At 55.3% G+C, this 20997-nt stretch carries 19 protein-coding genes; 11 read left to right on the forward strand and 8 right to left on the reverse strand.

The window, feature by feature from the left end:
- The first annotated feature begins 573 nt into the window (after nt 1–573).
- The 7 genes from AUQ43_RS06245 to hydA all read left to right on the forward strand — a co-directional run bounded on the left by AUQ43_RS06245 (nt 574) and on the right by hydA (nt 8816).
- Complete coding sequence (locus AUQ43_RS06245) at nt 574–1905, forward strand: aspartate aminotransferase family protein (RefSeq protein WP_062955415.1); 1332 nt, start codon at nt 574–576, stop codon at nt 1903–1905.
- Between the two features lie 280 nt (nt 1906–2185).
- Nucleotides 2186–3022, forward strand: a complete 837-nt coding sequence (locus tag AUQ43_RS06250; RefSeq protein WP_232310605.1) for a nitrilase-related carbon-nitrogen hydrolase — start codon at nt 2186–2188, stop codon at nt 3020–3022.
- A gap of 255 nt (nt 3023–3277) precedes the next feature.
- Nucleotides 3278–4069, forward strand: coding sequence for an ABC transporter ATP-binding protein (locus AUQ43_RS06255; RefSeq protein WP_062955446.1), 792 nt, complete (start codon nt 3278–3280; stop codon nt 4067–4069).
- Nucleotides 4059–4988, forward strand: a complete 930-nt coding sequence (locus AUQ43_RS06260; RefSeq protein WP_062955417.1) for an ABC transporter permease — start codon at nt 4059–4061, stop codon at nt 4986–4988. Before AUQ43_RS06255 ends, AUQ43_RS06260 begins: the two co-directional genes overlap by 11 nt.
- The gene (locus AUQ43_RS06265; protein ID WP_062955418.1) at nt 4985–6142 is read left to right on the forward strand and encodes an ABC transporter permease; all 1158 of its coding nucleotides are present in this window, start codon (nt 4985–4987) and stop codon (nt 6140–6142) included. Before AUQ43_RS06260 ends, AUQ43_RS06265 begins: the two co-directional genes overlap by 4 nt.
- A 61-nt stretch (nt 6143–6203) precedes the next feature.
- Nucleotides 6204–7184: an ABC transporter substrate-binding protein gene (locus tag AUQ43_RS06270; RefSeq protein ID WP_062955419.1), complete on the forward strand. Its 981-nt coding sequence runs from the start codon at nt 6204–6206 to the stop codon at nt 7182–7184.
- A 180-nt stretch (nt 7185–7364) separates the two neighbouring features.
- Nucleotides 7365–8816, forward strand: coding sequence for a dihydropyrimidinase (gene hydA, locus AUQ43_RS06275; protein ID WP_062955420.1), 1452 nt, complete (start codon nt 7365–7367; stop codon nt 8814–8816).
- Between the two features lie 57 nt (nt 8817–8873).
- Here the strand turns inward: hydA and AUQ43_RS06280 are convergent, their stop codons facing one another.
- Nucleotides 8874–9779, reverse strand: a complete 906-nt coding sequence (locus AUQ43_RS06280) for a LysR family transcriptional regulator (RefSeq protein ID WP_062955421.1) — start codon at nt 9777–9779, stop codon at nt 8874–8876.
- 116 nt (nt 9780–9895) lie between these two features.
- Here AUQ43_RS06280 and AUQ43_RS06285 point away from each other — a divergent pair, with 116 nt between their 5' ends.
- Nucleotides 9896–10657 carry an SGNH/GDSL hydrolase family protein gene (locus tag AUQ43_RS06285; protein ID WP_062955422.1) on the forward strand — a complete coding sequence of 254 codons (762 nt, stop codon included), beginning with the start codon at nt 9896–9898 and terminating at the stop codon, nt 10655–10657.
- 74 nt (nt 10658–10731) lie between these two features.
- On the opposite strand, the gene sugE is transcribed toward AUQ43_RS06285, so the two are convergent.
- On the reverse strand, nt 10732–11052 hold the full coding sequence (gene sugE / locus AUQ43_RS06290) for a quaternary ammonium compound efflux SMR transporter SugE (RefSeq protein ID WP_062955423.1): 321 nt from the start codon (nt 11050–11052) through the stop codon (nt 10732–10734).
- Nucleotides 11053–11312: 260 nt separating this feature from the next.
- Between sugE and mobA the strand changes: the two genes are divergently transcribed.
- The 3 genes from mobA (at nt 11313) to AUQ43_RS06305 (ending at nt 13615) form a co-directional block, all read left to right on the forward strand.
- On the forward strand, nt 11313–11972 hold the full coding sequence (gene mobA / locus AUQ43_RS06295; RefSeq protein WP_062955424.1) for a molybdenum cofactor guanylyltransferase MobA: 660 nt from the start codon (nt 11313–11315) through the stop codon (nt 11970–11972).
- Nucleotides 11973–12058: 86 nt separating this feature from the next.
- The gene (locus AUQ43_RS06300) at nt 12059–12694 is read left to right on the forward strand and encodes a hypothetical protein (RefSeq protein WP_062955425.1); all 636 of its coding nucleotides are present in this window, start codon (nt 12059–12061) and stop codon (nt 12692–12694) included.
- 3 nt (nt 12695–12697) lie between these two features.
- Nucleotides 12698–13615: a hypothetical protein gene (locus AUQ43_RS06305; RefSeq protein WP_062955426.1), complete on the forward strand. Its 918-nt coding sequence runs from the start codon at nt 12698–12700 to the stop codon at nt 13613–13615.
- A 14-nt stretch (nt 13616–13629) separates the two neighbouring features.
- Here the strand turns inward: AUQ43_RS06305 and AUQ43_RS06310 are convergent, their stop codons facing one another.
- From AUQ43_RS06310 to AUQ43_RS06335, 6 genes are all read right to left on the reverse strand, one after another.
- Nucleotides 13630–14517, reverse strand: coding sequence for a tetratricopeptide repeat protein (locus tag AUQ43_RS06310; protein WP_232310606.1), 888 nt, complete (start codon nt 14515–14517; stop codon nt 13630–13632).
- 83 nt (nt 14518–14600) lie between these two features.
- Nucleotides 14601–16874 (reverse strand): methyl-accepting chemotaxis protein, encoded by a 2274-nt coding sequence (locus tag AUQ43_RS06315; protein WP_062955427.1) that lies wholly within the window; start codon nt 16872–16874, stop codon nt 14601–14603.
- A gap of 255 nt (nt 16875–17129) precedes the next feature.
- Complete coding sequence (locus tag AUQ43_RS06320) at nt 17130–18878, reverse strand: ABC transporter substrate-binding protein (protein ID WP_062955448.1); 1749 nt, start codon at nt 18876–18878, stop codon at nt 17130–17132.
- A 136-nt stretch (nt 18879–19014) separates the two neighbouring features.
- Complete coding sequence (locus AUQ43_RS06325; RefSeq protein ID WP_062955428.1) at nt 19015–19287, reverse strand: DUF2160 domain-containing protein; 273 nt, start codon at nt 19285–19287, stop codon at nt 19015–19017.
- A 24-nt stretch (nt 19288–19311) separates the two neighbouring features.
- The gene (locus AUQ43_RS06330) at nt 19312–20115 is read right to left on the reverse strand and encodes a carbohydrate ABC transporter permease (protein WP_062955429.1); all 804 of its coding nucleotides are present in this window, start codon (nt 20113–20115) and stop codon (nt 19312–19314) included.
- Nucleotide 20116: 1 nt separating this feature from the next.
- Nucleotides 20117–20989 (reverse strand): carbohydrate ABC transporter permease, encoded by an 873-nt coding sequence (locus AUQ43_RS06335; protein WP_062955430.1) that lies wholly within the window; start codon nt 20987–20989, stop codon nt 20117–20119.
- Between the last annotated feature and the right edge of the window lie 8 nt (nt 20990–20997).

The following is a 20997-nucleotide window of genomic DNA, read 5'->3' on the forward strand; positions in this document are numbered from 1 at the left end:
ATTTGTGCGGATATGCGAAGCAAAATTGCAGGAAGATGCACATCTTTCAAGATTTTGCGACAACGTAGCCCGTGCAAATCCGGGTGATCCGAAGGACAACTGATATGAGAGAAAGCCTCTGCGTCAAATCCCTTGATTGGGAACCACCCCAATCTTCGGGCTTTTCCTTGCTTTTTCTCTCATATCAATTGCCGGATCGATCATTTGGATAAGTTTGGACCCTGGTCATGGTCAAGAGTCGGTTTTGTCCGAAATATCGAACAGCTCCGATGAAAGATAAACACAAAATAGACGCCGTAAACAAAAATCAGGGTCGCCGAAATGGTGTTTGACGGTCGAATATTCGAAACAGTTCCGCGGTGGTGTTAAAGCGCTAGTGCATGGGCATGTCTCATGCTAACGACTTTGACGTGCCTGTATTGCAGGCCTTTCCGCAAGGCGAATGTGCGACATTTTGGTCAGAGGGCCGAATACCTTTCGCGATACGGGAAGAATAAAATCAGATGCCGGTGGACGGTGTCCGCCACCGAACCGGTCGAGAGAAGCACTTAAAAAGGTACGGGAGACCTTTTGATGACAGCCACCACGAAAATCAGTCGTCCGAACGATCTTTCGGCGTTCTGGATGCCCTTTACGGCCAACCGTCAGTTCAAGCAGACCCCGCGTATGCTGGTCTCGGCGGACGGCATGTATTACAAAACCGACGACAACCGCGATATCCTTGACGGCACCGCAGGCCTTTGGTGCTGCAACGCCGGTCACAAGCGTCCGAAAATCGTCGAAGCGGTCAAGGCGCAGATGGATGAGCTGGATTACGCACCGGCGTTCCAGATGGGCCATCCCAAGGCGTTCGAGCTGGCCAGCCGTCTGGCTCAGCTGATGCCGGGCAATCTTAACCATGTATTCTATACCAACTCCGGTTCTGAATCGGTTGAGACCGCGCTTAAAATCGCACTGGCCTATCACCGCGCACGTGGCGATGGTCAGCGGACCCGTCTGATCGGTCGTGAACGCGGCTATCACGGTGTGAACTTCGGTGGTATTTCTGTCGGTGGTATTTCGGGTAACCGCAAGACCTTTGGCCAGATGCTGGGCGGTGTTGACCATATGCGTCACACCTATCTGCCGGAAGAAAACGGTGTCACCCGTGGCATGCCCGAACATGGAGCCTACCTTGCCGAAGATCTGGAACGCATTTGCGCGCTGCATGATCCGTCAACCATCGCGGCCGTCATTGTCGAGCCGGTTGCAGGTTCCACCGGCGTTCTGATCCCGCCGAAGGGTTATCTGGAACGCCTGCGCGAGATTTGCACCAAGCACGGCATTCTTCTGATCTTTGATGAAGTCATCACCGGTTTCGGTCGCCTTGGCGCACCGTTCGCAGTTGATTATTTCGGTGTTCAGCCGGATCTGGTCACGACCGCCAAGGGCCTGACCAACGGAACCATTCCGATGGGTGCCGTGTTTGCCACCGACGAAATCCATGATGCGTTCATGACCGGTGCGGAAAACATGATCGAGCTGTTCCATGGTTACACCTATTCGGGTAACCCGGTTGCCTGTGCAGCCGCGATGGCAACGCTTGAGACCTATGAAGAAGATGGTCTTTACACCAAGGGCCAGGAACTTGGTCAGTATTGGGAAGATGCAGTGCACAGCCTGATCGACCTGCCGCTGGTCAAGGATGTTCGTAACCTGGGTCTGATCGGTGCGATCGAGCTGGAGCCGATTGAAGGCTTCCCGACCAAGCGTGCCTTCAATGCCTTCCTCAAGGCGTTTGAAAAAGGCATCCTGATCCGGACCACGGGTGACATTATTGCGCTGTCGCCGCCGCTGATCCTTGAAAAATCACACATTGATCAGCTGTTCGGCACATTGCGCGAAGTGCTTAAAGAGATCGATTAAGATCAAGAAATTCGCCCCTTGTCCGTTCCAAACGGGCAGGGGGCAACGGCTTGCAGGGCTGATAAAAAATCAAACGGTTCTGCAACGCCACGGAGGAAACATCTGTTTCGCGATTTTACTGATCGCGTCCCGTCTGGGAATGGACCCGCATAAAACAAAACAGGGTTCTTGGGGCGCGTTCGGACATAAGTCCAAAGATCAGCAAAAGCTGGCAAGGACATAAAAATATCAGATCAAGGAGGTATCTCGGATGTCGATGCTGAGAGGCGGACTGATTCAAATGAGTCTGAAAGGGTCAACCGATCAGACCCCCGAAGAAATCCGCAAGGCCATGATTGATGCACATCTGCCCTATATTGAAGAGGCAGCCAAAAAAGGTGTGCAGGTCCTGTGCTTTCAGGAAGTTTTCACCCAGCCCTATTTCTGTCCGAGCCAGGACAAGAAATGGTATGCGGCCGCGGAAAAAATCCCCGATGGCCCGACCACACAGCTGATGTGTGAGCTGGCAGCAAAATACAAAATGGTGATCGTTGTTCCGATCTATGAGGAAGACATCACCGGTGTCTATTACAACACCGCTGCCGTGATTGATGCCGACGGTACCTATCTTGGGAAATACCGCAAAACCCATATCCCCCACGTCGCCGGTTTCTGGGAGAAGTTCTTCTTCAAGCCGGGCGTCTCGGATTGGCCGGTCTTTGACACCCAGTACTGCAAACTTGGCGTTTACATCTGCTATGACCGCCACTTCCCGGAAGGCTGGCGTGCGCTGGCGCTGAACGGGGCGGAATATATCGTCAATCCGTCGGCGACTGTTGCCGGGGTGTCGGAATATATCTGGAAACTCGAACAGCCGGCATCGGCTGTGGCTAATGGGTGTTTCATCGGCGCGATCAACCGGGTTGGACGCGAACAGCCGTGGGATATTGGCGAGTTTTATGGTCAGAGCTATTTCGTCAATCCACGTGGCGAAATCGAAGCACAGGCATCGCGTGACCAGGACGAATTGCTGGTCCATGACATGGATATGTCGATGGTGCGTGAAATTCGCGACAACTGGCAGTTCTTCCGCGACCGTCGCCCGTCGACCTATACCCGTCTGACGGACGGTAACTGATTTCATGATACCGGCGAGCGGTTTGTGGCTGCTCGCCGTTTTGCCCTGATCGACAGGTGGGGTATCATTCCCCATTCCCGGCAATGACCGGGCAAAGGCTTTATGCGTTTGATCAAATGTCGACAGGGTTCAGGGCAACGTCCCTGAGGGAGGCTTCCAATAAGTCGGATCAGAAATCTTTCTGGTTCGGAAGAGAGACATACGATCAGGGGAAACCCCATGACGCTAAAACAAGTCGTCAATAATGTTGCTGAGATGCCCGCATCGAAAAAAGCTGTTGTTGATATCAATAAACTGTCGCTGACCTTTCAGACGGCAGATGGTCCTGTGTACGCCCTTTCCGATGTCGATCTGACCATCGAAGAAGGCGATTTCGTTTCCTTTATCGGTCCGTCAGGTTGCGGCAAAACCACGCTTTTGCGTGTGATTGCAGACCTTGAGCAAGCCACCGGGGGCGATATTTCGATCAACGGTGTTACGCCACACGAAGCCCGCGAAAAGCGTGCTTATGGCTATGTCTTTCAGGCACCGGCGCTTTTGCCGTGGCGCTCGATCGAACGCAACGTGACCTTGCCGCTCGAAATCATGGAAATCTCCAAGGAAGAGCGCGTCAAGCGCGCCCAGGAGGCCCTGAAACTTGTCGAGCTCAATGGCTTTGAAAAGAAATTCCCATGGCAGCTGTCTGGTGGCATGCAGCAGCGTGCATCAATTGCGCGTGCGCTGTCATTCGACGCCGACCTGCTTTTGATGGACGAACCGTTTGGCGCGCTCGACGAGATTGTGCGTGATCATCTCAATGAACAGCTGTTGAAACTTTGGGCGCGCACCAACAAGACGGTGGCGTTTGTGACCCACTCCATCCCCGAGGCGGTGTATCTGTCGACCAAGATTGTCGTGATGTCACCGCGTCCTGGGCGCATCATTGACGTGATCGAAACCAACTTCCCGAACGACCGTACACTCGATATCCGTGAAACGCCGGAATTCCTCGAGATTGCGCATCGGGTTCGTGAAGGGCTGCGTGCGGGGCACAGCAATGACGAGTAATGCTGCTTCCATGACCGGGTCCGTTAACGGACCATCGACCTGGACGCGCATGATGTCTGGCCAGACCGGGCCGGTCTGTGTTGTTCTGATTGCGCTTCTTGTTCTGTGGTATGTCGGGGCCGTTTTCATGAACGCACCGACCCAGATTGACCGATATGACCGTGCTGACCAGACCTGGACTGCCGGCCAGCTGATCGAAGACACGCTGGCACAGGATCGTCCGATCCTGCCGGCCCCCCATCAGGTCGCGGTCGAGATGTATAAAACCATCTTTGCCATCAAGATCACGTCCAAGCGGTCGCTGGTTTATCACAGCTGGGTGACGCTTTCCTCGACCCTTCTGGGCTTTGGGATCGGGACGTTGCTTGGTGTGTTGCTGGCGGTGGGCATCGTTCATGTCATGACGCTTGAAAAAAGCCTGATGCCATGGGTGATTTCATCGCAAACCATTCCGATCCTTGCCATCGCCCCGATGATCATTGTTGTTCTGGGGGCCATCGGGATCAAGGGACTGGTGCCAAAGGCGGTTATTTCGACCTATTTGTGCTTTTTCCCGGTCACGATCAGCATGGTCAAGGGCCTGCGTTCCCCACAGGTGATCCAGCTTGATCTGATGCGGACCTACAATGCCTCGAAATGGCAGACCTTCTGGCAGCTTCGTTTGCCGTCCGCCATGCCATACCTGTTTGCCAGCCTGAAAGTCGCGATTGCGATCAGTCTGGTCGGTGCCATCGTTGGTGAATTGCCGACCGGTGCGCAGGCAGGGCTTGGTGCGCGTTTGCTGGCGGGGTCCTATTACGGACAGACCATCCAGATCTGGTCGGCCCTTCTGACAGCGGCCTTTGTGGCGGCCATCCTTGTGGTGATCGTTGGCTGGTGTGAACGCAGGGTCCTTGTGCGGATGGGAGTAAAGTCATGACCGGGATGAAACTGGACAAATTCTGTCTCGTTGCGGCGATTGCGGCTTTGCTGGCCCTGATTTTTCCGCTGTCGGGCATTGATGGTGATACCGGAAAACAGGTTGCCTTTGTCGGCGATATTCCGGGGCTTGCCATCGCCATGGCACTTTGTGTGATTACCGGTGCGGCTTTCACCTGGCTTGGTGTGCGGTCGGTCAAGGCGGGGATGGTTATTCTTGCGGTTGCCGTGTTTGGCTGCTGGCAGGCTGTGGATGTTCTTTATGATCATGGTGTGGCCGGTTATGCCGCGCTTGGATTCTGGTTGTTTATCATTTCGCTTTGGGCGTTTGTCTGGCGCGGGATTGATGTGATCGCCAATTTCCACAGCCTTGATCGCAGCAAGCAACACGCTGCCAACATTGTTGTGCCGTTGGCCTTTGGCGTATGGCTTCTGTTTGTATGGGAAGTCGTCGTTTCAGGCTTTGGCGTGCCACAGGTCCTGTTGCCGCCGCCCAGCATGATTGGCGAACGGTTTGTCAATTCCACCGACATTCTGGCATCCGACTTCCACCAGACCTTTGTGAAGGCGGTGCTCAGTGGCTATGTCATGGGCTGTGGATCGGCCTTTATCATCGCGATTGCCGTTGACCGTGTGCCGTTTCTTAAACGCGGTCTTTTGCCGCTGGGCAACATGGTGTCGGCCCTGCCGATCATTGGTGTCGCGCCGATCATGGTGATGTGGTTCGGCTTTGACTGGCAGTCAAAGGCGGCTGTGATCGTGATTATGACGTTCTTCCCGATGCTGGTGAATACCGTTACCGGGTTGAATGCGGCAGGTAAGCTTGAAAAGGATCTGATGGCGACATACGCGTCGGGCTATTGGTCAACACTGTTCAGACTGCGTTTGCCCGCTGCCATGCCGTTTGTGTTCAACGCGCTTAAAATCAATTCCACGCTTGCGCTGATTGGCGCAATCGTCGCCGAATTTTTCGGCACCCCGATTGTTGGTATGGGCTTCCGCATCTCGACCGAGGTCGGGCGGATGAATATCGACATGGTCTGGGCGGAAATCGCATTGGCGGCCCTTGCTGGGACCGCCTTCTACGGAGCCGTGGCTTATATCGAGAGAAAAGCAACGTCATGGCATCCGTCATTCCGGGTACGTCGCCATTAAAGGCATAAAACAAGACGACCCGTCGGGAGGACTTGACTACAACCTGAGGAGACATCGACGAATGAATAAGTTTATTTCGACTGCTATGGGGTTGAGTTTCGGGTTGGCATCGTTTTCGGCGATGGCAGCAGACGAGGTAACCCTGCAGCTTAAATGGGTCACACAGGCCCAGTTTGCAGGCTACTATGTGGCACTAGACAAAGGTTTCTATGAAGAAGCCGACCTTGATGTGACCATTAATCCGGGTGGTCCGGACGTTGCCCCGCCGCAGGTGATTGCCGGTGGTGGTGCCGACGTGATCATTGACTGGATGCCGTCGGCCCTTGCATCGCGCGAAAAGGGTGTGCCGCTGGTTAACATCGCACAGCCGTTCGCCAAATCGGGCATGATGCTGACCTGCCTGAAGGAAACCGGCATTGAAAGCCCGGATGACTTCCCGGGTCGTACCCTTGGTGTCTGGTTCTTCGGGAACGAGTATCCGTTCCTGAGCTGGATGTCGAAACTCGGCATTCCGACCGATGGCGGCGACAATGGCGTGACCGTCCTTAAGCAGGGCTTCAACGTTGATCCGCTGATCCAGAAGCAGGCCGACTGCGTGTCGACCATGACCTATAACGAATACTGGCAGGTTATTGATGCCGGTATCCCGGCCGACGACCTCAAGGTCTTCAAATACGAAGACCAGGGTGTCGCAACCCTTGAAGACGGTCTTTATGTTCTTGAAGACAATCTTGAAGACCCGGCATTTGTCGACAAGATGGCACGCTTTGTTGATGCCAGCATGAAGGGCTGGATGTGGGCAAAGGAAAACCCGGAAGACGCCGCGATGATCGTTCTTGATAACGACATGACCGGTGCCCAGACCGAGAAACACCAGGTCCGCATGATGACCGAAATCGCCAAACTGCTTGGTGATTCTGCGGTTCTTGATGAAGCAGCCTATCAGCGTACCGTTGACAGCCTGCTTTCGGGTGGTTCCGATCCGGTGATCACCAAGGAGCCGGAAGGTGCCTGGACTCACGCAGTGACCGACAAGATGTAATTTGATCATCTTGTGAATTTTGACCGTCCGGCGGGGTTTTGCTTCGCCGGACGGGATGACCTCCAAGACTATGACGATTGATTGACGACTGATTGAATACCCTCTGGGTGTTTGGAGATAACGGGCGAAATGCCGGGATGGCCCGCAACTTTTCGCCGCTCAGACAACAAGGAGCCACCCATGTCCATGGTTATTCGTGGCGGAACCATTGTTACCGCCGACCTGACATACAAATCCGATATCCTGATCGAAAACGGCAAGATTGCCGCGATTGGCGACAACCTGACCGGGGACAAGGTGATCGAGGCCGACGGCTGCTATGTGATGCCCGGCGGTATTGATCCGCACACCCATATGGAAATGCCCTTTATGGGCACCTATTCCGAAGACGATTTCGAAAGCGGCACCAAGGCTGCTGTTGCCGGCGGGACGACCATGGTTGTCGATTTCTGCCTGCCGGCACCGAACCAGTCGCTGCTTGAAGCACTGCAGGCCTGGGATAACAAATCCTCCAAGGCGGTGTGTGACTATTCCTTCCACATGGCGATCACCTGGTGGAGCGAGCAGGTCTTTGATGAAATGAAGACCGTTGTGCAGGAAAAGGGTATCAACACCTTCAAGCATTTCATGGCCTACAAGGGTGCGCTGATGGTGGATGATGACGAAATGTTCGCATCCTTCTCGCGCTGCTCGGAACTGGGCGCGATGCCGCTGGTCCATGCGGAAAACGGCGACGTGGTCGCGACCCTTCAGGCCAAATTGCTGGCCGAAGGCAATAACGGCCCCGAAGCCCACGCCTATTCACGGCCCGTGGATGTCGAAGGCGAAGCATGTAACCGCGCGATCATGATTGCCGATATGGCCAATGTGCCGCTTTATATCGTGCATGTGTCGTGCGAACCGGCCCACGAAGCCATTCGCCGTGCGCGCCAGAACGGCAAGCGCGTCTTTGGCGAGCCGCTGATTCAGCACCTGATCCTTGATGACAGCGAATATAAAAACACCGATTGGGATCACGCCGCCCGTCGCGTCATGTCCCCGCCGTTCCGCAGCAAGGAACATCAGGATGGCCTGTGGAATGGTCTGGCATCGGGCAGCCTGCAGGTTGTCGCAACCGACCACTGCGCCTTCACCACCGAACAGAAACGCATGGGCGTTGGTGACTTCACCAAGATCCCGAACGGCACGGGCGGCCTTGAAGATCGCATGCCGCTTCTGTGGACCTATGGTGTTGGTACCGGTCGTCTGACCCCGAACGAGTTCGTGGCGGCAACGTCTACCAACATTGCCAAGATCCTTAACATTTATCCGCGCAAGGGTGCGGTTCTGGTGGGCGCAGATGCCGATCTTGTGGTCTGGGATCCGAAGGCCTCCAAGACCATCACCGCCGAACACCAGCAGTCCGCAATTGACTACAACGTGTTCGAGGGCATCGAGGTCACCGGCCTTCCGCGCTACACCATCAGCCGTGGCCGTATTGCCGCCGAAGAAGGTGTGGTTCTCGCCAAATGCGGCGACGGCGAATTCATCGCCCGCGAACCGTATCCGGCCGTCAACAAGGCGCTTTCCAAATGGAAAGAAATCACATCCCCGCGCAAAGTTGAACGCAGCGGTATTCCGGCTGGCGTTTGATCGACCCTTTATGTACCTGACCTTGAAATGCCGTCCTTCGGGGCGGCATTTCTTGTTTCAGGTGCCGGTTTGCCCGTGAAAGGCTCGGACCGAGTTGATGAAGGCACGAAGGGCGGATGGCAGATAGGTGCGTTTGGGATAGTAAATCCAGAACTGGCCGTAATCGGGCATCCAGTCTTCCAGGATCGGGACAATTTCACCCCGTTCAATCGCGTCATCGGCAATGCCTTGCAGCTTCTGGCCAATGCCGATTCCGTTCCTGACCGCATCAAGCATCATCTGCGTTGAGCTCACGGTCAGATTGCCGTTATTTGCCAAAACGAAATGGTTCTCGCCATCAGTGAAGTCCCATGGTGCGAGCTTGCCGCCGGGAAACAGCAGATTGATGCAGTTATGATTGACCAGATCATTCGGGTTCATGGGCGTGCCATGGCGTTTGAGGTAATCCGGGCTTGCGATCACCATCGGGCGGATGGATGGGCCAAGGCGAATGGCGGTCATGCCCGGTGCCAGTGTTTCTTCAAACCGGATACCGGCATCAAATCCCCCGGCGACGATATCGACGAAACCGTCATTTTCAATGATCTCAAGGCGAACATTGGGATTATCCCGACAAAAACCTGCGATGGCTGGGGCAAGCACCACACGCGCGGCATTGGCCGGAACATTAAGCCGCAATGTGCCGGTCAGGCCAGATCGATAATCATCGAGACTTTGCAACGCACCGCTCATCTCGCGCATGGCCGGACTGACCCGATCATAAAGTGCGCGGCCCGCATCGGTCGGCGCGACACTGCGCGTGGTGCGGTTTAACAACCGGACTTGCAGGCTGTCTTCAAGGTTTTTGATGCGGTGGCTGAGTGCCGAGGGTGTCACGCGCAGTTGCTTGGCAGCGGCGCGAAAGCTGCCCAGTTCGATAATGGCGCAGAAGGCCGCCAGATCGCTGATGTTCTCATTCACCATTGATGAAAATATCTCAGTAAATACTTTAGTATTGCGTAGATTGTTTCACCATAACGTAGGTCATAGGCTGTCGTCATTCAGTTTCGCGGAAGATCCGCACAAAGCATGGAGTTTGGATGATGTTTGGGAAATCAACAATCTGGTTGGGCGCGATGGCGCTGTGCGCCGGGCTATTGGGGGGGGCGTCAGCCCATGCCGACGAGGCAAAGCGCATTCTGGTGTTTGGCGATTCAAACAGCTGGGGCTGGAAGGCAAAGTTGGAGGCGTTCCCTGTTGAACGGTTTGGCGATGACGAACGGTGGGCAGGCGTGATGGCAACTGGCCTTGGAGAAGACTACACCGTGATTGTTGATGGGCTAAACGGCCGTACGACTGATCTGGATTTCGGTGAAGATTTGGGCGCACTGGCAGCCGAAGATTTCAATGGTGCCAAGGACCTGCCGGAGGTTCTGGCCAAGAACCTGCCGCTTGATCTGGTCGTTGTGATGCTGGGCACCAATGACGCGCAGGCGCAGTTTGATCGTAATGCCGATCAGGTGGCGCAAGGAGCGATGCATCTGGTGGATATCGTGCGCAACATCAATGGCGGGGTTCTGACCACTTATGGCACGCCAAAGGTGCTGTTGGTAACGCCGCCGCCGATGGGTGATATTTCCAAAACCCCGCTTTCGGCCAACATGGCGGGCGGTGTTGAAATCTCGCAACAATTTGCTGATGCATTTGATCGTGCGGCCAAGCTTGCCAATGTGCCGGTCTTTGATGCGGGAAGTGTCATTGGCACCAGTGGCATTGATGGCATTCATTTGACAGCCGAGGAACACGCCATCCTTGGCAAGGCCGTTGCAAAGCAAATCGAGGCAGGTGTGCTGGTTAACTGACTGGGACTATTTCGAACGAAAACAGGGCAGCCATTGGCTGCCCTGTTTCGCATTTGCGTGTTGTGAACAGCACTTTACGACGGACTGAACAATTTCAGCATCACGATCCCTGACAGGATCAGTGCGATGGCGACCAACCGTCCGGGGTTGGCCGGTTCGCCGACCATGATGATGCCAAAGATCACCGCACCCGCCGCCCCGATGCCGGTCCAGATCGCATATGCCGTTCCGATCGGGATAGAGCGCATGGCGATTGAAAGCAGCCAGAAACTGGCGGCAATTGCGGCAATGGTAAGCGCACTTGGGATGGGCTTGGTGAAGCCTTCGGTGTATTTCAGGCCAATCGCCCAGCAAATTTCAAGAAATCCGGCAATAACCAACGCTGTCCAGGCCATGGGGGCCTCCTGTCTTGCGGGGCCGTCCCCATTGATCGGATCAGGAATACCGGTCGTCCGGTATCAAGGCGGAAGTCGAACTGTCTGAAATTAGTCTAGTTCAACGTGTGCAGTGCGACAATGTAAAAATGACGCAGTGCAACATGGGTATTCGCGCCCAAAAGCGAACGTGAGCCAAGACGACAGATGCATGCCGCACAGCTCTGGACTATGATGAGGCCATCGAATTGCGTGCTTCAATTCAAAGGTTTGCTGGCGTCGTGACGAAACCTGATCAAGACCGGTCCCCGCAGATACCGACCCTTGGCCTTGTTCTGGCCGGGGGCGAAGCACGACGCATGGGTGGCAATAAGGCATTCCGTGCAGTCGGGGGCAAAAGCCTGATCGGGCGGGTGATTGATGTTGCCCGGGCGCAATGCGATCAGGTGATGATTTCATCGAATGCCGGGGCAGATGCGTTTGCTGATTTCCGCCTGCCCGTGGTGGGCGATCATCCTGCAACAGGGCAGGGGCCGCTGGGGGGTATTCTTGGCGGCTTGCGCATGTTGCCCGATGGTATTGACTGGTTGGTGACGTTCCCGGTTGATTGCCCGATTGTGCCGCTTGATATGGTGGCGCGCTTGCGGGCCGCTGCCGAGGGTGCCGGGGTGACGGCCGCCTTTGCAAGCCATGCGGACCGCGATCATTATCTTTCAAGCATCTGGCATCGGGACTCTGCGCAGACAATTGCCGATTGTTTGGCAGCCGATGACCGTCGTGTGCGTGGCCCCTTGCAGGCAGTGGGCGCAGCCCGGGTGATCTTCGCGGATCGCGTTGCCGGGTTGGAGCCCTTTACCAACGTCAACACCCCCGAGGATCTGCGTGCAGTGAATGCCGCGCTGTCAGATCATATCGCAATGGCTGATAAATCGTCGACCTGACGATAAGAGCCGCCCGGCAATATTCAGCATCACAAAACCCGTATCCCCGCGTCATTTGCAAAGCGATGACGTGAAAGGATTGCGGCATGAGTAATTATGGTCAGTCACTGCAACTGGTGTTGAATACCTATATCGGCGGGGCCACCAAACTGCTGACAAGTGATATGCGCAAACGGGTTGGCAGCGTGTTCACCCAGATCGAAAACACGGTCGCAAATATCGAAACCCTGACCGCAAAGGTAACAGCCGGTTCGGTTTCTGAGCCTGCATCCCAACTTGAAAACTGTGAACGTTCGCGGCAGATGCTTGCGATTGCGGTGCGATCGCTTGAACAAACACTTCAGCAGCTTGCAAGCGAGCGCGTATCGGCCATCAAAAAAAGTGCAACCATTGAACAGGGCGCGCTGAGCGCACTCGACAAAAAGCAGAAGAACCTTGATGACCAGCTTCTTGAAAATGTGAAACAGATTTCAAAGGCCGTTGGAACGTCGCTTGATAAGGCGACGCAAACGCTCAAGGACGCCCTTCAGGTCGTTAAAAAGCCGACGGGGAGCACAGGTCATGATCCGTCCGCAAGCAGTTCTGATGATCCGAAGAAACCATCCTCCCCGGATCTGAAAATTGCCGTTCCGAAATTGTCGGAGGTCATGAAATTCGACACGACCAAGACCGAAAAGATGCTTGATGACCTTGCCACGATTTTGCTTGGAAAAGGAGCCTGATCAATGCCCTATACCGTTCGTGCCGCTGCTGTGGCGTCTGATCATGCGGTGATTGCCAAGGCAATTGATGTCTGGATGGCGGTTCCCGAAAACGCAGTTGGGCTGTCGTCGCCAACTCTTGATCAGGTCAAGAAAGCCCTCGCCGATCATTTCAACGAGATGTTCGAGGCCGCAGTAAATGCGCGCAATTTTGAAGGCCCGGGACTTCAGACCAAGCTTTTCGATATCATCAAAGCGGCACGCAATGCATTTGCCTGGCACGTGCAGAACGAAGACGCCGATCCGATGGATCTAGATAACGCTGCTGATTTCGTGGAACTCAAGGATCTGAACATTAATGACCCCGATCTGCAGCTGACAAGGACGCAAACAGCGCGCCTTTACTTTGCGCTGACCAAGATATTGCTGGTCAGCAGCGCGCTTTCGCTTGAAGACGCGGTATCGATGGTCAACGCCGCGATGGTTTATCAGGCAACCGCCGTTGGCGAGCTTGATAACCGTCATGAGGTTTGGCTTGGCTATGTCGGGATGTTTTCATCCTTCTTGCTGTGGGTGACCGACTGGCACCGCAACGGATCGCCAAGGGTGGAGTGGCGCGAAGCAAGCGACTGCTTCGAAAAAGCCAGTGTTGTTATCAAGCATGTCGGTTTCCTGTTTGAACAGGCATCACTTGGTGCACTGAGCTATTATGGCAGTGTTCCCAATGCATCGGCGCAAATTACCGTTGCGGGTGGATGTTTGCTCGCAGCGACGGTTCTTAAGCACAACAAGGCCGTCGTGCTGCAAGTCCGCAAAGGCATTGATGTCAGCTTCAAGCTCGTCCTTGTTCTGCTGACATTGGTTATCTACTGCCTTGTCATGGCGTTTGCCGGGACAGGACAGGGCTTTGCCGGAATGTTTGGGTATCTTGGCTACCGCTGAGTGGCGATTGACGCTTATTCAACCGCGCAGGCACGCCACGGCTGCCATGGCTCGTAGTTTCCAAAGAACTCGGCCAGGAAATGATCGACGCGTTCGCGGTTGATGGCACGGTCTTTGGGCGTCAGGTCCTTGTCGAACTGGCCACAATTTTCCTCGACCGCATCGCCGATGGTTTTCCAGTCGATATCTTCGTTATGGCCAGGCATACCGGTCGCAATCGCGCACCAGCCAACGGCCTCGGCCTTGTCATCAACCGTGCGGGCTTCTTCGGCAAGGTATGCTGCTGCGCGCATTTCACCGTGTTGGGCAGCACGCCGGAGATAAGTCAGGCGATCCACATCACTTTTGGCAAACCGGTTGGCAAGCAGGGTCGCCGCACGCGGATCGCCAAGTTCCCACGCCTGTTTCAGGTGTGCCTCGGCCTTTGCCGCTTCGCCCTGATCAAGTGCATCAAGGGCGAGCCATAGCATTGCCTGCGTATTGTTCTTTTGCGCCGCCGCTGTATAGAGGTTGCGAATATCGGCTTTATCACCGCCCATCGCTTCAAGGCGGCGCGCCATGACAACACTGGCATCAGGGTTGTTGTTGTCTGATGCCTGTTCCATCAGGCTCCAGCCAGCTTCTTCGTCGGCAGCCACGCCAACGCCGTTGATGGTTTGGCAGGACAGAAGATATTGCGCGGTGGCATCACCGTTGTCTGCCAGCGATGAAAAAATGCCGGCCGACTTTTCAAATTCCCCGTGGCGATAGGCCTTGATGCCGTCATCAAGTGCCGACGATGCCAACGCCGGGGCTGCACCCAGGGCAATCATCAAGGCAGTCACCGTGGCAAGTGCCAAAGCACCAACGCGTGTGGCTTTCAAACAGGATGGTTTTGCTGAACGGGCGATGATGTTTTTCATGGTGTCTTGTCTAACATTTCTGTGCCAGGCGGGCGAAAAAAAATGCCAGAACAGACCAGATGGCCTGTCCTGGCAGTTTGCTTTCATCGCAGGGAGGCAACTTCTTCTGGTTGATTGCGGGATGTCGTTTGGGGCTGTTCCGAACGGATGGTGCGCAGGAAGTCACGAACCCGATTGCCCAGATCATCGGATTGGTTGCGAAGGCGACCTGTCGCATCAAGCAGGCCGTCAACCGCGGCAAGGTTGTCATCTGCTGCGGCGCTGACCTGCGTAATCGTGCCATTCATCTCGCTGGCAGCTGTTGCAGATTGTTCGACGTTACTGGCGATTTCAGCCACGAATTCCTGCTGTTCGGATACAGCGTCCGACATTTCACCGACGGTTTCATGGATGCCGGTGATGCTGTCTCGAATTTCGGCGATGGCCTTGACGGCAACCCCGGTGGTTGACTGGATTTCGTTGATGCGCTGGGCAATGCGGTCGGTGGCTGTTCCGGTCTGGTTGGCAAGGTTTTTGACTTCCTGTGCGACAACCGCAAACCCTTTGCCAGCCTCACCGGCGCGGGCGGCTTCAATCGTTGCGTTCAGGGCCAACAAATTGGTCTGGGCTGCAATGTCCTGAATAAGGTTCAGGATCTCGCCGATTTCCTGCGCACCGGTTTCAAGTTCATGCATGGTGGCATTTGTCCGTTGGGCAGCTTCAACCGCACTGGTGGCGGCACCAACCGACTTTTGCGCCCGATGCCCGGTATCGCGCACCCGATCCGAAAGCGACTGTGTGGCATCCGATACCGATGCCATATTGATCGATATTTCTTCGGAAGCGCCAGCAACACCGGTGGCATTGGTCGAGGCCACCTGTGCGCGATCGCGGACCTGATCGGATGTGGTCTGGATGTTTTCTGCCTCGTGCGCGACGTCCTGGGCGACTTGCAGGATTGACGTTTCAAACGCATCAGCCAGATCAAGCATCGCGCGCCGCCGTTCGTGTTCAGCCTGTTCGCGTTCGCGGGCAACTTTTTCTTCGGCCTGTTGTGCGGCAAGGCTGGTTTCACGGAACTGTCCGAGGATTTCAGCCATTCGGCCAATTTCATCCCGGCCAGTATCCCTGACTTCGGTCGAAAGATCGCCGTTGGCAACCTTGCGCATCCCGTCAATCACGCGCAGAAGACGCTTGATCAGGTTGCCACGCACATAAAACAGCATGATCCAAAGCGATATCAGCAGAACAGAAATCCCGATGATCGCAATGACCTGTTGATCCCATTCGACCTTTGAAAGGGCTTCGCTGGCGTTGGCGTCAACCTCGGTGCGCTTGGTGTCGACCATCAACGCGATGGCGTGTGACAGGGCCTCGGCAGTTGCCAGTGTGGCATCAAGGGTCTGTTCAGTTTCATACTGGTTGTCCCATTCTGCCTCGCGCAGATCAAAGACACTGTTGCTGCCTTTGCCAAAGGCCAGAAGGGCATTGGCAAGTTCACGGATACGCTTTCCGTCATCATTGTCTGGCAGTTCTTCAAGCGCATCGGTGATGCGCAGCTCCGCCCAGCTCCATTGACTGCGAACCTCATCCATGGCCTCGCCCTCGGGTACGGCGATGGCGGCGGTCAGCATGCCAAAGGCAAGGTTCACATTGGCGCGGATTTCGGCAATCAGCTGTGAAAAGCCGATGGTCTCTCCAAGCTTTTCTGCTGCATCGGTATTGCCATTGGCGACGCGTGATATACCGCGATCCACATCAATATCAACGACCTCGACCAACGGGCTCAGGAACTCTGACAGGTCGCTATAGGCAAAGACCATATCAAGGGTCAGATCACCGCGCAGCTTTTCGATCTCAAGGCGTCTGGTGGTCATTTCATGAAGGTGTTGACGCCCGGTGACGATGTTATCAAGATGCTCTCTTAGAATGGAAATGGCATCGACAAGTTCCGGCTCTGGCGCAGTGGTTTGCGCATCAGCGCTTTGTGCTTCTGAGCCACCCGTGTTCTCCGTGCCATCGGCAACCGCGGGTGCGTTTGATCCTTCGCCTTCGCCGGCGTTCCGGGCGGCAAGGTCAATAATGATGGAATCCGGATTGGCTTCGGTGATTTCCTGAAGTCTGGCCCGCGCATTGGCAACAAGTTGATCAAGGCGGGCCTCGGTTGCGGCCAGTTCTTCGGCATCCCGTGACGCGGCAAGCACGGGGGCCTGTGCGGCAAGGCCAACACCGTTCGTCGCCAGTTCCATCTGACGGATGATCGAGGGCAGGCTGTTGGTTGTAATATCAGCGACAAGGTCGCGATTGCTGCCAAAAGATACCCACGACACGGCCGATGAAATCCCGGCCAGAACCAGAATCAAGGCAAAAGAAGCCATTAGCCGACCTTGAATGCCAAGGCCCGCGCGATGTTTTTTGATGGCGGTATTCACTGTTTCCTCCCTGTCTGGCCCTTTGTTTTTTCTTTGGGCAGACAATTCCCTTTTTGGGAAATGTGCATCCTTTTTACGGACTTCTCGGGTTTTTATGACTTAACGGAATACGCGTCGGAAATATGAATTCTATTGGAAAATCGGGTGGGACGGTCGGGGGTGAAAAAATCACCCCCGACACCCCCAGTAGTGTAGCCCGAATTACTGGGCTGCACGCCATTCCGCGATCAGATCGTCATATTTGACGGTCTCACCCTGCGGTTTTTCGTTGTCGAGCGGCGGTTTCGGAGCGCCCGGCTGGTCGAACCAGTACTGGGCATCACGCTCTTCGTTCAGCTTCGGTGCACATTCGCCACCGATGCCTGCACGCTCCAGACGCTGCAGAACACGGTCCATGGAGTTCGCAAGGTTGTCCATGGCTTCCTGCGGGGTCCGTTCGCCGGTAACAGCTTCGGCAACGTTCTGCCACCAGAGCTGTGCCAGTTTCGGATAATCCGGAACGTTGGTACCGGTCGGCGACCACTGAACACGGGCCGGCGAACGATAGAACTCAACCAGACCACCCCAGTTCGGTGCGACATCGGTCAGTTCCTGGGTATCCAGGTCAGACTGACGGATCGGTGTCAGACCGGTCAGGGTCTTCTTCAGCGAAACGGTTTTCGAGGTGGTGAACTGTGCATAGAGCCATGCAGCTTTGCGGCGCTCAAGCGGGGTGGACTTCATCAGAGTCCAGGAACCCACGTCCTGATAGCCAAGCTTCATGCCTTCTTCCCAGTACGGGCCGTGCGGCGACGGGGCCATACGCCATTTCGGCGTGCCATCGTCGTTCACAACCGGAGTGCCTTTTTTCGCCATGTCGGCGGTAAAGGCGGTGTACCAGAAGATCTGCTGTGCGATCTGGCCCTGTGCCGGAACCGGACCAGCTTCACCAAAGGTCATGCCGGCGGCTTCTGGCGGAGCATAAGCCTTGAGCCAGTCGATGTATTTGGTCAGCGCATAAACCGCTGCCGGGCCGTTTGCGGCACCACCACGGCTCACACTTGAACCAGCCGGGGAGCAACCTTCAACACGGATACCCCATTCGTCGACCGGAAGGCCGTTCGGGATGCCCTTGTCGCCAGCACCTGCCATGGAAAGCCACGCATCGGTGAAGCGCCAACCCAGCGACGGGTCTTTTTTGCCGTAATCCATGTGGCCATAGACTTTCTGGCCATCGATTTCACCAACGTCATTGGTGAAGAATTCGGCGATATCTTCATAAGCCGACCAGTTGACCGGAACACCCAGGTCATAGCCGTATTTGTCCTTGAACTGCTTCTGCAGGTCTTCACGCTGGAACCAGTCATAGCGGAACCAGTACAGGTTCGCGAACTGCTGGTCAGGAAGCTGATAAAGCTTGCCATCCGGACCGGTGGTGAAGGACAGGCCGATGAAATCATCAAGATCAAGTGTCGGCGAGGTAACTTCTGCACCTTCGCCAGCCATCCAGTCGGTCAGCGGCACAACCGCGTCGTAACGCGCGTGGGTCCCGATCAGGTCCGAGTCATTGATATAGGCGTCATAGATGTTGCGGTTCGACTGCATTTGGGTCTGCAGTTTTTCGATCACATCGCCTTCGCCGATCAGGTCATGCGTCAGGTTGATCCCGGTGATTTCCGAGAACGCCTTTGCCAGAACCTTGGACTCGTATTCGTGCGTGGTGATGGTTTCCGACACCACATTGATGTCCATGCCGCGGAACGGTTCAGCTGCTTTGATGAACCATTCCAGTTCGGCCATCTGGGCGTCTTTGCTCAGGCTCGACGGCTGAAACTCGCTGTCGATCCATTTTTTCGCCGCGTCGGTATATTGATCTGCCATGGCCGGGTTCGCCAGCACAGCAAGACCAAGGGCGACGGCAACTGCGCTGCCTTTAACAACGCTTTTGGCACCTTTGGCTTTAACGATCATGTCGTTTTCTCCCTGGTCGTCTTCCTTATTGCTCATCCGGTAAACCCGGTCATCGACGCTGGGGGAAGACGGACAGCCCACCGTGATGAATACAGAGGAAACGGCACCGCTGTAGGATGCGGTACCGTCTCGGTTCTTAACCCCAGCGCATCACAACGATGAGCCAGACAAGTGCAATGATGGAGCCGATCCAAAGGGCGGCATCGGTAAATGCCAGCCAGCCCAGATGGATGTAGGCTGCGCCCACCAAACTGATAAACAGGCGATCTCCGCGTGTGGTGGTCAGTGGCAAAAAGCCACGCCGCGGTACGGTTGGTGAAACCGCCTGCCAAATTCCCATCCCGATCAGCATCAGAATGATGCAGCTAAAGAACGCTGCGGTAATCGGGGTCCAGGCCATCCATGCCATTTTGATATTCCTCCTGTTTTCCGATTACACGCGACCCATCGCGAAACCTTTGGCGATGTAGTTGCGAACGAACCAGATCACCAAGGCGCCCGGGACAATTGTCAAAACACCCGCTGCGGCCAGAACGCCCCAATCAAGCCCCGATGCCGAAACGGTACGGGTCATGGTGGCGGCAATCGGCTTTGCCTCGACCGAGGTCAGCGTACGTGCCAGCAGAAGTTCAACCCAGCTGAACATGAAGCAGAAGAAGGCCGTTACACCGATGCCTGAACGGATCAGCGGAATGAAGATCGTGGTAAAGAAGCGCGGGAACGAATACCCGTCGATATAGGCCGTTTCATCGATTTCCTTGGGGATCCCCGACATGAAGCCTTCAAGGATCCAGACAGCCAGTGGCACGTTAAACAGGCAGTGTGCCAGTGCCACAGCAATATGGGTGTCAAACAGGCCGACACTGGAATACAGCTGGAAGAACGGCAACAGGAACACGGCCGGCGGTGCCATGCGGTTGGTCAGAAGCCAGAAGAACAGATGCTTGTCGCCGGTAAAGTTGAACCGCGAAAAGGCATAAGCTGCGGGCAGGGCGACAACCAGTGAAATCACCACGTTGATGCCGACATAGATCATCGAGTTGATGTAACCCGTATACCATGCCGGATCGGTCAGGATCGTCGCATAGTTGGCCAGTGTCGGGTTGTCCGGGAACAAGGTCATTGCGCCCAGGATTTCCGTATTGGTCTTGATCGACATGTTGAACAGCCAATAGATCGGAACCAACAGGAACAGAATATAAAGAAGAAGTCCGATATGTCGTTTCTGGAACTGCATTTTATTGTTCCCCCTGCTTTCCGGCGTTCATCACGACGGTATAGAAAACCCAGCAAACCAACAGAATGATCAGGAAGTAGACCAGCGAGAAGGCCGCAGCAGGACCAAGGTCAAACTGACCGACTGCCATCCGGGTCAGGAACTGGCTGAGGAAGGTGGTTGCGTTACCCGGACCGCCACCGGTGAGGACGAACGGTTCGGTATAGATCATGAAGCTGTCCATGAAGCGCAGCAGAACACCGATCACGAGAACCGACTGCATCTTGGGCAGCTGAATGAAGCGGAACACGGCCCAGCGTGATGCACCGTCAATCTTGGCCGCCTGATAATAGGCATCCGGGATTGACCGCAAACCGGCATAGCACAGCAGCACAATCAGGCTGGTCCAGTGCCAGACATCCATGACAAGCACCGTGATCCAGGCGTCCATCGGGTTCTGGGCATAGTTGTAATCAATGCCCATCAGATTGATCACATAGCCACCCAGACCAATGTCTGCACGGCCAAAGATCTGCCAGATGGTGCCAACCACGTTCCATGGAATAAGCAGCGGCAATGCCAGCAAGACCATCGATGCCGAAACACCCCAACCCTTGCGCGGCAGGGTCAGTGCGACCGCAATGCCCAGCGGAATTTCGATAAACAGAACCGAAAGCGTATAGAAAATCTGGCGCAGCAGCGCGTCATGCAGGCGGCTGTCGCCCAGAACCTGTTCAAACCATTCGGTGCCGACAAAGAACCGCGTTTGCGGATCGAAAATGTCCTGAACCGAATAGTTCACAACCGTCATCAGCGGAATGATCGCGCTGATGGCGACGATAAAGAACACTGGCAGGACGAGGAACCAGGCCTTGTTGTTGGTAATCTTGTTCATTTCCTCAT

Source organism: Thalassospira sp. MCCC 1A01148, from assembly GCF_001613795.1.
Classification (GTDB): Bacteria; Pseudomonadota; Alphaproteobacteria; order Rhodospirillales; family Thalassospiraceae; genus Thalassospira.